The 14,081-nt window shown below is 32.4% G+C and carries 13 protein-coding genes; 3 read left to right on the forward strand and 10 right to left on the reverse strand.

Annotated elements, in window-relative coordinates; genetic code table 11:
* On the reverse strand, window positions 1-2,337 hold a 2,337-nt coding region (locus tag DPN68_RS10335; protein WP_193477872.1), incomplete at its 3' end, for a choice-of-anchor L domain-containing protein.
* Between the two features lie 87 nt (window positions 2,338-2,424).
* On the opposite strand from DPN68_RS10335, the gene DPN68_RS10340 reads away from it, so the two are divergent.
* Complete coding sequence (locus DPN68_RS10340) at window positions 2,425-3,324, forward strand: NifU family protein (protein WP_113989579.1); 900 nt, start codon at window positions 2,425-2,427, stop codon at window positions 3,322-3,324.
* A gap of 51 nt (window positions 3,325-3,375) precedes the next feature.
* On the opposite strand, the gene DPN68_RS10345 is transcribed toward DPN68_RS10340, so the two are convergent.
* Window positions 3,376-5,619, reverse strand: a complete 2,244-nt coding sequence (locus tag DPN68_RS10345; RefSeq protein WP_113989580.1) for an inorganic phosphate transporter — start codon at window positions 5,617-5,619, stop codon at window positions 3,376-3,378.
* Window positions 5,620-5,825: 206 nt separating this feature from the next.
* On the opposite strand from DPN68_RS10345, the gene DPN68_RS10350 reads away from it, so the two are divergent.
* Entirely contained in the window at window positions 5,826-6,656 is an 831-nt protein-coding gene (locus DPN68_RS10350) for a mechanosensitive ion channel family protein (RefSeq protein WP_317047780.1), read from the forward strand.
* 2 nt (window positions 6,657-6,658) lie between these two features.
* On the opposite strand, the gene tsaB is transcribed toward DPN68_RS10350, so the two are convergent.
* The 3 genes from tsaB to DPN68_RS10365 form a co-directional block, all read right to left on the reverse strand.
* Entirely contained in the window at window positions 6,659-7,318 is a 660-nt protein-coding gene (gene tsaB / locus DPN68_RS10355; protein WP_113989642.1) for a tRNA (adenosine(37)-N6)-threonylcarbamoyltransferase complex dimerization subunit type 1 TsaB, read from the reverse strand.
* A gap of 100 nt (window positions 7,319-7,418) precedes the next feature.
* Complete coding sequence (locus tag DPN68_RS10360; protein ID WP_113989581.1) at window positions 7,419-8,720, reverse strand: efflux RND transporter periplasmic adaptor subunit; 1,302 nt, start codon at window positions 8,718-8,720, stop codon at window positions 7,419-7,421.
* Between the two features lie 4 nt (window positions 8,721-8,724).
* Complete coding sequence (locus tag DPN68_RS10365) at window positions 8,725-10,158, reverse strand: TolC family protein (protein WP_113989582.1); 1,434 nt, start codon at window positions 10,156-10,158, stop codon at window positions 8,725-8,727.
* A gap of 99 nt (window positions 10,159-10,257) precedes the next feature.
* Between DPN68_RS10365 and DPN68_RS10370 the strand changes: the two genes are divergently transcribed.
* A complete protein-coding gene (locus tag DPN68_RS10370; RefSeq protein ID WP_113989583.1) occupies window positions 10,258-11,646 on the forward strand; it encodes a DUF4403 family protein in 1,389 nt (462 codons plus the stop codon).
* Here the strand turns inward: DPN68_RS10370 and DPN68_RS10375 are convergent.
* The 5 genes from DPN68_RS10375 to DPN68_RS10395 form a co-directional block, all read right to left on the reverse strand.
* Window positions 11,643-11,912 (reverse strand): hypothetical protein, encoded by a 270-nt coding sequence (locus DPN68_RS10375; RefSeq protein ID WP_113989584.1) that lies wholly within the window; start codon window positions 11,910-11,912, stop codon window positions 11,643-11,645. The genes DPN68_RS10370 and DPN68_RS10375 overlap by 4 nt on opposite strands.
* Window positions 11,902-12,438, reverse strand: coding sequence for a DUF420 domain-containing protein (locus tag DPN68_RS10380; RefSeq protein WP_113989585.1), 537 nt, complete (start codon window positions 12,436-12,438; stop codon window positions 11,902-11,904). The genes DPN68_RS10375 and DPN68_RS10380 overlap by 11 nt, the downstream gene beginning before the upstream one ends.
* Window positions 12,439-12,440: 2 nt before the next feature.
* Entirely contained in the window at window positions 12,441-13,013 is a 573-nt protein-coding gene (locus DPN68_RS10385) for an SCO family protein (RefSeq protein WP_239987083.1), read from the reverse strand.
* A gap of 154 nt (window positions 13,014-13,167) precedes the next feature.
* Window positions 13,168-13,374 (reverse strand): hypothetical protein, encoded by a 207-nt coding sequence (locus DPN68_RS13320; RefSeq protein WP_239987086.1) that lies wholly within the window; start codon window positions 13,372-13,374, stop codon window positions 13,168-13,170.
* A 2-nt stretch (window positions 13,375-13,376) separates the two neighbouring features.
* On the reverse strand, window positions 13,377-14,075 hold the full coding sequence (locus DPN68_RS10395; protein WP_113989587.1) for a hypothetical protein: 699 nt from the start codon (window positions 14,073-14,075) through the stop codon (window positions 13,377-13,379).
* Window positions 14,076-14,081 lie beyond the last annotated feature (6 nt).

Genomic DNA, 14,081 nt, shown 5'->3' on the forward strand with positions numbered 1-14,081 from the left:
ACTGCCGTTATTCGCCGCTACTTCATAACTGGTGCCAAAAGTCATTCCTGAAATCAATCCCGTGCCATCAACTGTTGGTCCTACTGGCGTGAAATCATAAGTCATTCCTGCAACGTAATTCGTAATGGTTGCAAATCCAGCGGCTAAACATGTTGGTGCAGTGATTGTAATGGTTGGAATATCTGGTGTTACTAGTTGAGCTGCATTGCTAAACGCTGCAGAATCCGCTGATGTACAAGTTGTATTTTCTGCTGTAACAGTATAACTCGTTCCAACAACCATATTCTCTATCAATCCGGCTGCCGTAATGGTTGGTCCTGCTGGTGTGAAAGTATACGTTAATGTAGCATCGTAATTGGTTATTGTTGCAAAGCCTGCCAATACGCAAGTTGGAGCGGTTACATCAATTGTTGGAACTGCTGGTATTGGATTAACAACAACTGTAGCAGTCTCATTTAATGCAACAATACAACTACCGATGGCGATTTCAGATACTTCAATGGTAGTATTTGCTGTTACAGCTGGAATTGTAATTATTACTTCTCCCGCTGCATTAAGCGTTTCTGTTTGAATTGCACCTCCATTTATTGTATATTCAACAGTTGCTCCTACACTACCTACTAGCGTAAATACAGCGTCTTCACCTTCACAAATCGGTGTAACTGCACTTAAATTTGTAAAAGTTGGCGCGTTAGCAATAGTAATTGTGCCCTGAAGCGTTAATTCTGGTGAACAACCCACTGAAGAAACCGTATAAGTAAACGAACCAGTTGTTGAAGGTGTTCCGCTTATGGTTAAAATTCCTGATGCAATTGTTGTTGTAACCCCTGCTGGCAAATCCACAACTGTTACATTCGTGGCATCACCACCAAAAGTATACGTAATATCTGTAATTGTTTCCCCTAAGCAAATCGTTTGATTAGTAGTCTCTGTAGCTGATGTTAAATTTAAACTACAAGAAACAGGATCACAGTCAACAATAAATTCTACAATATCAAAACTACTACATGTTCCTACACTAATATCAATGCCGACAATAGTATTAGATATTGGGGAGAAATTAGCTGGATCTGTAATAACATCAAAATTTTCATCATAATACACAAAAGTGAAATTTGCAGGATCCTGGGGAGCTACTAATGCAGCTTGATAAGATAATAAATTAAATACGGGGTTACATTCTCCAGCATTACCTGATATTGGGCCAATAGGATTAAAAGGAACAGCACTAATGAAATTAATTTGAACAGAATCTGTAGCAACTACAGCAGCACAACCTGGAGTAAAAACATCAACTCTCCATTCACCACTTTGACAAATGTTAAGCGTTGGAACAGTAGTTGTAGTTTGCAAAACACCATTTAAATACCAATTATAAGAAGGATTAAATCCTACGGGTAAATTTTGATCAAAAGTAGCTTGTAAGTCAAAGCAAGTAGCTGTACCGCAGAAGGATCTATCAGGCCCTAAATCAACAGTAGGAATAGAGAAACTATTTGCTTGTAAAAAAACTGCAGAATCAAAACCATTATCAAACACATTTGCTATTGCAATTTTTATGTGATAGGTCTCGCCACATTGCACATTAGCTCTTGCTGTTAATATAGTTGTCATTCCATCATATTGCACGGTATTGGGATTAACCAAACCTGTATTAGGGTCAATAAATGCAGCATTATCAACATAAAATGAATTAAAAGCAGAGCATTGATTAATATTATTGATTGAAATAGGCAAAGTAGTTCCAGGAATAAGAGCTATGTTTGTTGCGTTATTAGAATATGGCCCTGAAATTCCTGGTCCTGAAATGAAAAAACCAAAGACATCATTAACAGGATCACTAGATTCACAAGGAGTGTACTCGGGATATTCCTCAGACGCAAACACATATCTAAATTCAACAAATGCACTAGTAGCAACAAAATCAAATTCTAAAACAGCTGCGTTTCGAACATCATCGGTAACTAACAAAGATAAATCAGCATCACCTACAACAGCAGTCGTTGAATTACTAGAAGCGCCTCCTTGCTGAGCAAATGGTGGGTTTGTAAATCCTGTACCAATTTGAGCCACTAAACTATTCCCTGTTGTTAAAACCACACCTCTATCAATCCCTACAGTTGAGTTTTCCCCATTAGTAAACAAAGCAATTTGGTTACGTAAAACGTTAGCATTAGCTGCGGAACCATTAAAAGTAATATTAGTAACTGTTACTCCATTACCAATTAAATCTTGAACTGTAAGTTGTGCTGGAGTTTTAGTTTGATCTATTAAAACTTGTGAAAACAAATTTGAAGTTAAAAGAAAAACAAAAATAGATAGTAATGATTTTTTCACAGAAATTTAGTGTTTGTTTATTTATAATTAACAAATATATAAAGAAAACAATACTAAGGTTTTGTACATTTGCAAAAAAGAAAAATCATGAGCAAAATCAGTATAAAAATAACAAATAACCCTTCAATTGTTAAATTTGAACTAGACGAAATCATTGTTCGTAATCAAAATTTTGAATTTAAGAATATTGATGAGGCAAAAGATTCTCCATTAGCCAAACAATTATTTTATTTACCTTTTGTAAAAACAGTTTACATTTCAGGGAATTTTATTGCAATTGAAAAATTCTCAATTGTGGAATGGGAAGATGTACAAGATGATGTTGCGCAACAAATTGAAGAATTCATTAATAACGGTGGAAAAATTATTACAATTGAGGAAACTGAGAACAAAAAAATTCCAATTACGGTTTATGCAGAAACCACTCCAAATCCAGCTGTTATAAAATTTGTTGCCAATAAAGCGTTAACTAAAACACTTGTAGAATGCAAAAATATTGACGACACTATTGCATCTCCATTAGCTAAAGAATTATTTAAATTCCCTTTTGTTAAAGAAGTTTTCATTGACGAAAATTACATTTCAATTTCAAAATACGAAATTGCTCAATGGGACGAAATTACTTTGGAAATAAGAACTTTTATCAAAGAGTTTTTAGAAAATGGAAATTTAGCAGTTGATGAATCCTTGATAGTAAACACGGAAAACCACCAAAAGCAACAAGAAGAATATTTTGATAAATTAGATGTTACTTCTCAACAAATCATAAATATTCTAGAAGAATATGTAAAACCAGCGGTTCAAGGTGATGGTGGTAATATCATGTTTGATTCTTTTAATGCAGATGAAAAAAGAGTAAAGGTAATTTTACAAGGTGCTTGTAGTGGTTGTCCTTCTTCTACATTTACTTTAAAAAATGGTATTGAAAATATGCTTCGCGATATGTTAAATGACAACGAAATTAAAGTGGAAGCAATAAACGCTTAAAATTAAGTTTTAATAAAAAAAGGGAGTCAAAATTTGGACTCCCTTTTTTTATTATTTCTTATCAACTTGCTCATTAAACTCTTTAAACAGTTCCAATAAACTCATTGTTGCTTTTACTAAATCATTTGTTTCTAATAACAACCCAAAGTACAATTTACTGTTTTTAGGACTATTTTCAGTAGTTCTGATTCTAGTAATTTGCTTTTGAATCAACTCCGCTATTGAATCTAATAAAGTTGATTTTTCTTGTAGAACAACATCCAATTTAGAGAAATCTTCCGTTCTAAAACTTTCTTCTAAACGTTCAAATAAAAGCTGTAATTGATTATCAATCGATTTTAAATCCCTAATTTGATTGAATTTCAAATTCTTATGATTGTTATTGATATGCGAATAACTCGTATTGGTAATAAAACCAATTGACTGCACCATATCTTGTAAGAATCCTAAAATTAGAATATAGAACTTACTAGCTTCAATTGAGTTTTCATCTAAGTTTTTAATCACATAAAAAACATTACTCTTTAAATCATCAACTTCTTTTTCTAACTTCTTAAGTTTCTTTTTGTCTTCTTTTAGTTTTGCCAAATCTTGCAATCCTAAATTATTCACAACATCAGAATACAAAATATTCGTTTTATGCACAACCTTAGCAATTTGGGACGAACTTTCAGAAATAATTTCCTTGATAGTAGCAACGTCTTCTGTTCTTAACAAAGCTTGCTCTGCATCACGCTCTTTTACTTTAGCTAAATATTTTCTTGAGCTTCTATACAGTAAAATCCCAACCAAAATCATAATTCCAACAAAAGCGAAAACTTTTCCTAATTTAAGAATTGTTACTGTTAATCCCGCCATTGAGAATGCAACAATAGCTGTAACAAACCAACCACCAATTACATTAAAAACTCCTGCTACTCTATAAACCGCACTTTCTCTATCCCAAGCTCTATCAGCAAACGAAGTACCCATGGCTACCATAAAAGTGACATAGGTTGTTGAAAGCGGTAATTTTAACGATGTTCCAATAGCAATTAATACGGCAGCAACCATTAAATTTACAGAGGCACGTACCATGTCGAAAGCAGCTACTTCCGTATTCTTGCTTTTAATTTCTTCCTTAACAAACTGTTTGTCAATTTTTAATTGAAGTGATTTTGGTAATACATAATTGATTAATTGTCCAATATACATTACACCTCTAACAATAATACGAGATAAATTATTGGCATCAAATTTTTCAGTCCCATCACCTTGATTAGACAAACTCAATTCTGTTTTAATAACCTCTTTCGCTTTTTTTGATGTCCAAAGTGTGTAAACCATAATTCCGCCACCAGCTAATAAATACCAAAAATTAGCCTTCAAATCACTTGATGCTAAATCCCCCATTAACATTGACGAATCATTTCCTCCAGCTACATAAATATCGTAAGCTTGAATAGCTCCAATTGGCACACCAATAAAGTTCACCAAATCATTCCCTGCAAAAGCAAGTGCTAAAGCAAAAGTTCCAATTACAATTATGACTTTGAAAATATTAACCCTAAGACTAATCAAAACTTGTGATAGAAGCGTCCAAAAAAGAAAACTAGTTCCAATAATCATCAATTGATTTTCGCCCATAAAATCCTTCAATTCGGAAGTCATGAAAGTAGAGCCTTTGATTCCTTTAAAAAGAATAAAATAAGTAATTGAAGTAATCGCTAGACCTCCAAAAACTGCTCCAAAATATTTAGTTCTATTTTGATATTGGAAAGAAAAAATAATCCTTGAAATATATTGTACTAATGCTCCAATAGAGAAAGAAAGCAATACGGATAATAAAATACTAGTTACAATTTCAGAAGCTTTTTTGGTGTTGATATAACCCGACAAGGTTTCAAATCCATCATCTTGAGTTATGATTTTGTAAATCGCCAAACATACACCTGCACCCAAAAGTTCAAAAACTACAGAAACCGTTGTTGACGTTGGAAAGCCTAATGAATTGAAAATATCTAATAACAATACATCGGTAACCATTACGGCTAAGAAAATAATCATAACATCATCGAAGGTAAACATAGAAGGGTTAAAAATTCCACTTCTAGCAATCTCCATCATACCACTCGAAAAAAGCGCTCCAAGTGCTACTCCAATACTTGCAACTATCATTAACGTTTTAAAAGAAACAGCTTTTGAACCTATTCCTGAATTCAAAAAGTTAACAGCATCATTAGCAACTCCTACCATCAAGTCAATTGAAGCTAAGATAGCCAATGCCACAAGCATTACGATATAAATTTGTTCCATTAAAATTTCTATTTTTTATTGCTGCAAAATTCCGTTAAGATTTTCGTTTTAATGTTAAGCTAATGTTATCAATTACCAGAAAAATAAAACATTTTATAATTAGAATCCATAAATTCAAATTTACAAAATTTTAATTTAATTTGACATAAGGCTTAAAAATCCGTAATTTTGGTGTGCTAACTGCCTATTTAAATAAGAAAATAAAAATGATGCCAGACAAAAATTTCAAAGACTACTTAGATTTAATCACCAATTTAATTGTTGAATTTTCTCCCAATGTGATTACTGCTATTCTCATGCTGTTAATTGGACTATGGTCAATAAGTATTATTACCAAAGCCTTCAAACGCATTATGATTAAGCGAAATATTGAAATTACACTTTCTAATTTCATTGGAAACCTACTTTTTTGGGCGTTGCGTATTTTACTTTTCGTAACTGTTATTGCCAAACTCGGTGTTGAAACCTCTTCTTTTGTTGCTGTTCTGGGTGCTGCTGGTTTAGCAATAGGTTTAGCTCTTCAAGGCTCATTAGCAAATTTTGCTGGTGGAATTCTAATTATTTTGTTCAAACCTTTTAAAGTTTTTGATGTAATAGAAGTTCAAGGAGAAATTGGAACCGTACAAGAAATTCAAATTTTTAATACCCGACTTTTAACACCAAACAACCAAGCAGTTTACATTCCAAATGGAATTTTATCTAACGGAGTAATCAAAAACTACACTCAAGAAGGAAAAAGAAGAACCGATTTAACCATTGGAATTGCTTATAATTCTAACATTAAAGCTGCAAAAGATGTTTTAATGGAAGTGATTACTTCGCATGAAAATGTATTAAAAGAACCTGCTCCAGCTATTATCATTAGAGAATTAGCTGATAGTTCCATTAATTTAGGAATTAGAGCTTGGGCTGAAAATGAACATTTCTTTAAAGTGAGTTCCGATATTTTAGAAAATGGAAAAGTTGCGCTAGATAATGCTGGAATAACCATTCCTTTTCCTCAAAGAGAAGTTACAATTGTCAACAAAGACAGTTAGGCTTATCTGTTCAACACAAAATCTTTCAAATAATATGGTTCAAAATAAGCGACATCAACAAAGTCGCTTATTTTGTACTTTTCAAAGGCTAGTGAACTCATTTCATTGGCTGAAGGATAAACAACAGCATCATGATATACAAATTTATCAGCCGTTAAAACGTTTTTAAATTTGGAAGCACCATCACCAATTAAATGCATCGTTGCTGTTTCGTTTTCAAAAGATGAAGCATCAATTACCAAAGCTTTTGTTGGCTGTACCTTTTTGTACTCACTATCAAAAAAAGCCGTGTAAACTTCCATTCTTCGAGCGTCAATCATTGGGACAATAAAACCATTATCTATTTTTATTTGGCGTGCCAAAAGCTCTAAAGTATCAACCGCAATCAAAGGAATTGACAAGGCATAACACAAGCCTTTAGCCGCAGAAACACCAATTCGCAAACCCGTATAAGAACCTGGACCTTGACTAACCGCAATAGCATGAATATCCTCAAATTGTAATTGATGTTCTTTCAAAAGCGTTGTTATAAAAACATGTAATTTTTCAGCGTGCGAAAAATTCTCGGTTGCTATTTCTTGTAATGCAATTGTCTTCCCATCAGCAGATAAAGATACGGAGCAGTTTTTAGTAGCGGTTTCTATATTAAGAATGTAGGTCATTTCATTGGAATTGATACCGCAAAAGTACAAACTTTCAGAACCAAAAAATAAAAAGGCGCGAATAAATTCGCGCCTTTCCAACCCAAAACTAAATAAAAGACTACTTCTTACTAGAAGATTTGTCCTCTGTCTTCACTTTGTCGTTACTAACCAAATCTTTGGAAACCATAGTATACGGACCAGTAATTATTTCTTCTCCTTTTTTCAACCCTGAGATGATTTCAATATTCGTATCATCTTGAATTCCTGTTTTTACTACCCTAAGCTTTGCTTTATCGCCCACTTTTACAAAAACACATTCAAATTTTTGATTCGGTTTATACGTTCCTTTTTTCTGTTTTTCTTCTTTTTCTAATTCCGCCACAATATCTTTTTTCACTGAAGTAGTATCTTCTTTTATTACTACAGCGCTAATTGGAACACCAATTACTTTTTCTCTTCGTTTTGTAATAATATCTACAGTAGCTGTCATTCCTGGACGAAATGGCGAAAAATTATCTGGTTTACCTTCTAATAAATCTTGGTATGACTCTTTTAAAATTCGAACTTTTACTTTAAAATTAGTTACCTGATCAGCTGCTAATGCCGAACTAGCAGAATTTGAAATACTGGTTACAATTCCTTTGAATTCTTTTTTCAAATAAGCATCTACTTCAATTTTTGCTTCGTCACCAATATTTATTTTAACAATATCATTTTCATTAACATCTACTTCCACTTCCATATTGTTCAAATTGGCAACGCGTAAAATTTCAGTTCCCGCCATTTGTTGCGTTCCTAAAACACGTTCTCCTAACTCTACCGAAAGCAACGAAATAGTTCCGTCGGCTGGTGCATAAATTGTAGTTCTTCTTAAATTATCTCTAGCTTCAGTTAAAGTTGCATTAGCACTAGCTACATTATAATAAGCCGATTGTTTAGAGGCCACAGCTACTTCATAAGCGGATACTACTCTATCCCATTCTGCTTTTGAAATTACACCTTTATCGAATAACGTTTTATTTCTATCATAATTCGCTTTTGCTTCTTTTACCTGAGCATCAGCCTGACTTAATCCTGCTTTTGTTGTAGATAAAGTTGCCGCTGTACGGTTTACACCTGAAACATAAATATCTGGATTTATTTTTACCAATAAATCCCCTTTTTTAACTTGTTGTCCTTCTTTGATTGGCAATTCAATAACTTCACCTGAAACCTCTGATGAAATTTTTACTTCAATTTCAGGCTGAATTTTCCCTGTTGCAGAAACAGTTTCAATGATGGTCATTTCTTCTGCATTAGCTACTTCAACGATTTTTCCGTCATCGCTATTACCAATTTTTCCCGATTTTTTCAATCCGATTAAAGCAATTAAAACAACCGCGACTACTCCGACTAAAATGTATATTGATTTTTTTGACATGGTATTAATTATTTTGAATTAAAGGAATTCCGAAATAAAATTCTAAAATTTTGGTTCTAAAAATATAATCGTATTTGGTTCGTAATACTTCCGATTGCGCATTAACCAAAAGGGTTTGTGCTTGGTTAAAATCAAAAACATTCATCAATCCAACTTCATAACGGTCTTTTGCATAATTGAATGATAAGGTTCTTGCTTCTAAAGTTTGCAAAGCAGCTTCATAACTTTCTTTCGCCGCTTTAGTATCCGTAAATGCCGTATAGACATTTCTCTCTAAGTCTAAATTTTGCTGATCATAATTCAATTTTGCTCTTTCGAATGCAACTTTGGAACGTTGTACATTATTTCTAGTTGCAAATCCATTAAATATTGGAATATTCATTTGCAATCCAAAATTTTGACCTTTATTATTGTCAAATTGTTCCCATATAGAAAGTGGCCCTCCTAAAACTGGAGAAAAATTGGGTTGTAAAACGGCTTGATTGGTGCCGTCAACAAAACCAATAACAGATGTTGGATTATTTGCATTTGGCTGAAAACCAACAATTCTATCAAAATAAGCAGCTCTGGTATTGAAACTATAAAATCCAACTATAGAAGGCAAATAAGCTCCTCTTGCAATAGAAATATCTTTTTTAGCAATTTCTAAATTGGACTCTGCTATTTTTAATTCGGTTCTGGTTTCTTTGGCTTTTTGAATGACTGCATTTGGACTTTCGTTCATGATTACACTATCAAAAACATCCAATTGTTCTTCTGAAATATCAAAATTTTGGAAATCTTCTATACGAAGTAATTGTGCCAAACTCAATTTTGAAATCAAAAGTGCATTCTCTGCAGCTATTAATCTTTGTTTATCTGAAGCTACCGAAGCTTTAATATCCAACAAATCACCTTGTGGCACTTGTCCTGCATTTACTAATTCAGTAGTTCGTTGCAATTGCGATTCATTAAACGTCAATTGTTGCTTTTGCACTTTTACATTTTCCTTATTGAATAAAATTTGCAAATAAGCGTTAGCAACATTTAGCGCAATATCTTCTTGCATTTTTAACAATTGGTACTGCGATGCAATAATTGACAAATTAGATCTACGCAATTGATTTTGGTTTTGCAACCCTTTAAACAAATCCACACTCATGTTTAATCCCGCAGATGTAAACTGAGTGGTTTGGTTTTCTAATAAACCTGTTGTAATGTTTTGGTTCAAACCCACGTTCCATGAGTGAGAAGCTGATGCATTAAAATTAGGCATAAAATTACCAATTGCATCTTTTTTAGCAATTCCAGCAGTTTGCAAATCTAAAGCTGAAGACTGTACAGAAATGTTGTTTTTAATAGCATAATCTACACATTCTTGTAAGGTCCATTTTTTTTCTTGCGCTTGCAACTGAAAAACTACTAATGAAAGTAAAAAGACTATTCGTTTTCGTATCATTCTGATGTTTATTTCTTCGAATTTCTTATTAGACCAAATTTTAAGGTTTTTGTTACAGTTAATCAATTAAAATTTTAATTTTGAGCAAATTTTCAAAGCATGAAAAAGCTGCAGCTTATACTATTTGTATTTATTCTATTATTCGTAATTTCTTGTGGGACTACAAATAAAATTGAAGCTTTAAAACCACTTCCAACAACTGACAATTCAGTTATTGTTAAGAATAAAACCTCGTTTATTGCAATGCCTGTTGAAATTACTTTGAAAGAAATTCAACAACAATTAAATAAAAATTTAAAAGGATTGATCTATAACGATTCCATTATTAAAGATGATAACATTGAAATGAAAGTTTGGAAATCCAACGATATTGTATTGGAAGAAAAAAATGGATTCATTATTTCGAAAATTCCATTAAAAATATGGGCTAAATTCAAATATGGAACTGACTTTTTAGGCCTAAATGACACCAAAGATTTATTTTTAGATGGTGTTATTACATTAAAAAGCAAGCCACATCTAAGTAATTGGAAACTTACTACTAATTCTACGATAGAAGATTTTGAATGGAAAACGAGTCCAACTATAATCGTTGCTGGAAAAGCAGTTCCGGTTACTTATATTGTAAATCCAGCTTTGCGATTTTTCAAAACCAAAATGGCTAAAGAAATTGACACCGCTATTGACAAAACATGCGATTTCAAACCACAAGTTTTAGATGCTTTAGACAATCTAAGCAATCCGTTTTTATCGCAAGAAGCTTATGAAGTTTGGTTTAAAATGGAACCTCAAGAATTGTACGTGACCGAAGCCAAACTCACTAAGAACAAAATCACCATGAACATGGGTTTGAAATGCGACATGCAAACCACTGTGGGTGAACCATCCGAAAAAACGTTCGACAAGAAAAAAATCGTATTAAAACCTGTTGCTTCGATGCCTGATAAATTTCAGATTTCGTTAGCCGCGGTTTCTACTTATGAAAGTGCTTCTAAAATAATTACTAAAAATTTCCAAGGACAAGAATTCGCATCGGGAAGCAGAAAAGTAGTGGTTCAAAAAGTAGCGCTTTGGCAACGCAATGGAAAAATGATTGTGGCACTAGACTTAGTTGGTAGTATTAACGGAACTATTTATTTAACAGGAATTCCAAACTACAACACCATTACCAAAGAAATTTATTTTGAACAAATGGATTATGTAGTCAGTACCAAAAGCCTGCTACTGAAATCTGCTAATTGGTTAGCGCAAGGCACTATTTTGAAGAAAATTCAAGAAAATTGCCGCTATTCTATTCAGAAGAATTTGGAAGAAGGAAAAGCCAATATGTTGCCCTATTTCCAAAATTACTCACCAATGAAAGGCGTTTTTGTCAATGGCGAAATTGACGATTTAGTTTTTGATAAAGTGGAAATTACAGACAAAGCTATTATTGCCTTCATCACAACTTCTGGCAAAATGAATGTAAAAATTGACGGATTGGATTAATCGCCTTTTTTGCTGTATTTGATTTTATAAATCGCATAAGCAGCAGCCGCAACTAAAATATACGGAATAATCATTAAATAAACGATTCCGTCATTTATGGCTTCAGCTTTTACTCCGCCTTCTTCACTAGCTAATGCCGCTCTACACATAGCACATTGGGCTTTTGAGGCAATAGGTAATAGGTAATAGGCAATAGTAAAAACTACTAACTGTAAACTTTTACCCTTTTCCCTTTTCCCTTTTCCCTTTTTATCTTTAGTTCGCATAAAACGGTGAAATCATTAAATACACAATAACTCCAGTAACCGCAACATACAACCAAATTGGAAATGTAATTTTTGCTATTTTCTTGTGCTTATCGAAACGTTGAGCCAAAGCTTTTACATAAGTAATCAATACTAATGGAATAATCGCAATAGACAACAAAATATGAGAAATTAAAATGAAATAATAAACCATTTTGTATTCCCCTAAATATTTGGTTGACTCAGATGACATGTGATATGCAACGTACATTAACAAAAAAGCAACCGAACAAGCAATGGCTAATTTCATTAAAATTTCGTGCAGTTTTCTGTTTCCGTTTTTAATGGCAATTACAGCAACTACCAATAACAAAGCGGTTAATGCATTAATTGACGCATAAATTGGAGGTAAAAACGTAAACGGTTCCACATCAATTCCTAATTTTTTGAAACTCACTCCAAATAAAGCTGCAACCGCAACAGGAATTACAACTGATAAAACTATGATTAATTTATTGTATTTTGTTTCAATAGTATTATTTTCCATAATTATTCTTCTAATAAAAGTTTAATATCTTCTTTAATTGCGTTTACTCCGGGTTCTTCTAGTCCGTCGTAATATAAAATTGGGTTACCAAAATCATCTTTTCTACAGCGAATATTGCCATTTTTGTCAATCAGAGCAAAAAATCCTGAATGTTCAAATCCGCCTTTCGCTTTATTATTTTCAGCAGCATACAAATTGAATCCTTTATTGGCAATTTCATAAATGTAACTTTGTTCGCCAGTTAAAAAATGCCAGTTTTTATGTTGAACACCCAAATGTTCGGCGTGTTTTTTCAACACTTCCGATGTGTCATAATCGGGATTAATTGTGATAGAAACAATTCCAAAATCATCGTGGTTTAAAAATTCCTTTTCAATTTTCAACATGTTTTGATTCATGATTGGGCAAATCGTTGGACAAGTTGAAAAAAAGAATTCCACTACATGAACTTTTCCTTTTAAATCTTCATTAGAAATGGTTTTTCCATCTTGATTCGTTAACGAAAAACTTGGTGCTGAACCGATTTCCATTAATTTTTCATATTTAAAAAAAAAATTAACAAGAAATATAATCATAGTAGATAAAAAAATCAAACCCAAATATCCAAAAAACAAATAAAAAAATTTAATTCTATAAAATTTAGAAACTAATAAAATTGCAATGAATGATATTATAGCAAACAAAAAAAGAAAATAATATTCTTTAAAAAAATCAAATATTTCACTCATACTAATTACTCTTTAAAGCATCATTAAAAATTAAGGTATCTCTTTCTGCATGAAAATCAATATCAGTATCATTATTATTCTGATAATTGTATAATCGATTTTTATCTGTAATATTATTTTCAGTAAATCTTGAAATAATTTTTGGAACCGTCCAAATACCAAAAATTAATACAATAAATGAAATTCCGATAAATGATTTATTCTTCATGTCTATTTATTCTTTTCTATGTTTTCTTTAATCTTATCGCGAAAATCGTCTTTTCTTGCTTCATTTTTTTTCAATGCCAATCGGTATTCACGCAATAAAATTTTTACATCGTCAGTCATGTCATTATGCAATTCTGCAGCTGAAATCGTATTATACGAATCTTTGTATTCGTCTTCCCCTGCTTTATTTTTACCTTTTCTTCCTCGTAAATTAATATTCTTATCAATAATTACAACCGATGGTGTTCCGTAATCTTCCCCTAAATTTCCAATTAACTGTAAGGTTTCAAAATACGTTTTGATTTCTTCTGGATCAGCAAAAACAACTTTCCAACCACCTAAATCCTCTGAAACAGTTTTGAACTTCTCAAAAATAGCAACAATATCACTTTCTGTTCCTTTTGGCGCTACCATTACTACTTGAAAATCAGTAAATCCTGCGTACTTATTATATATTTTTTGATTGAGATTGAATAAATTTCCTTTGTTTTTGGCAATATCAAATCCTGTAAAACCAAGAATAGTGATTTTATTTTCCAATTGAACCGATTCACCAGAGCTCGTTTGCCAATCTTGAGGCAAATCTTGTTGGTACTCAAACAATATTGGAAGAAACAAAGAATTGTGTTTCGCAGATGCAAAAATGAGATAAGTTGCAATTGGCAAAACAAAAAGCAATCCGAGTATTAATTTATTTTTCATGAGAAA

It is taken from the genome of Flavobacterium tibetense, from assembly GCF_003293845.1.
In the GTDB taxonomy this organism is placed as follows: domain Bacteria; phylum Bacteroidota; class Bacteroidia; order Flavobacteriales; family Flavobacteriaceae; genus Flavobacterium; species Flavobacterium tibetense.

Coding starts and splice junctions, on each gene's coding strand:
- DPN68_RS10340 (WP_113989579.1), top strand. CDS start 2,425: ATGAGCAAAATCAGTATAAAAATAACAAATAACCCTTCAATTGTTAAA.
- DPN68_RS10345 (WP_113989580.1), bottom strand. CDS start 5,619: ATGGAACAAATTTATATCGTAATGCTTGTGGCATTGGCTATCTTAGCT.
- DPN68_RS10350 (WP_317047780.1), top strand. CDS start 5,826: ATGATGCCAGACAAAAATTTCAAAGACTACTTAGATTTAATCACCAAT.
- tsaB (WP_113989642.1), bottom strand. CDS start 7,318: ATGACCTACATTCTTAATATAGAAACCGCTACTAAAAACTGCTCCGTA.
- DPN68_RS10360 (WP_113989581.1), bottom strand. CDS start 8,720: ATGTCAAAAAAATCAATATACATTTTAGTCGGAGTAGTCGCGGTTGTT.
- DPN68_RS10365 (WP_113989582.1), bottom strand. CDS start 10,158: ATGATACGAAAACGAATAGTCTTTTTACTTTCATTAGTAGTTTTTCAG.
- DPN68_RS10370 (WP_113989583.1), top strand. CDS start 10,258: ATGAAAAAGCTGCAGCTTATACTATTTGTATTTATTCTATTATTCGTA.
- DPN68_RS10375 (WP_113989584.1), bottom strand. CDS start 11,912: ATGCGAACTAAAGATAAAAAGGGAAAAGGGAAAAGGGAAAAGGGTAAA.
- DPN68_RS10380 (WP_113989585.1), bottom strand. CDS start 12,438: ATGGAAAATAATACTATTGAAACAAAATACAATAAATTAATCATAGTT.
- DPN68_RS10385 (WP_239987083.1), bottom strand. CDS start 13,013: ATGATTATATTTCTTGTTAATTTTTTTTTTAAATATGAAAAATTAATG.
- DPN68_RS13320 (WP_239987086.1), bottom strand. CDS start 13,374: ATGAAGAATAAATCATTTATCGGAATTTCATTTATTGTATTAATTTTT.
- DPN68_RS10395 (WP_113989587.1), bottom strand. CDS start 14,075: ATGAAAAATAAATTAATACTCGGATTGCTTTTTGTTTTGCCAATTGCA.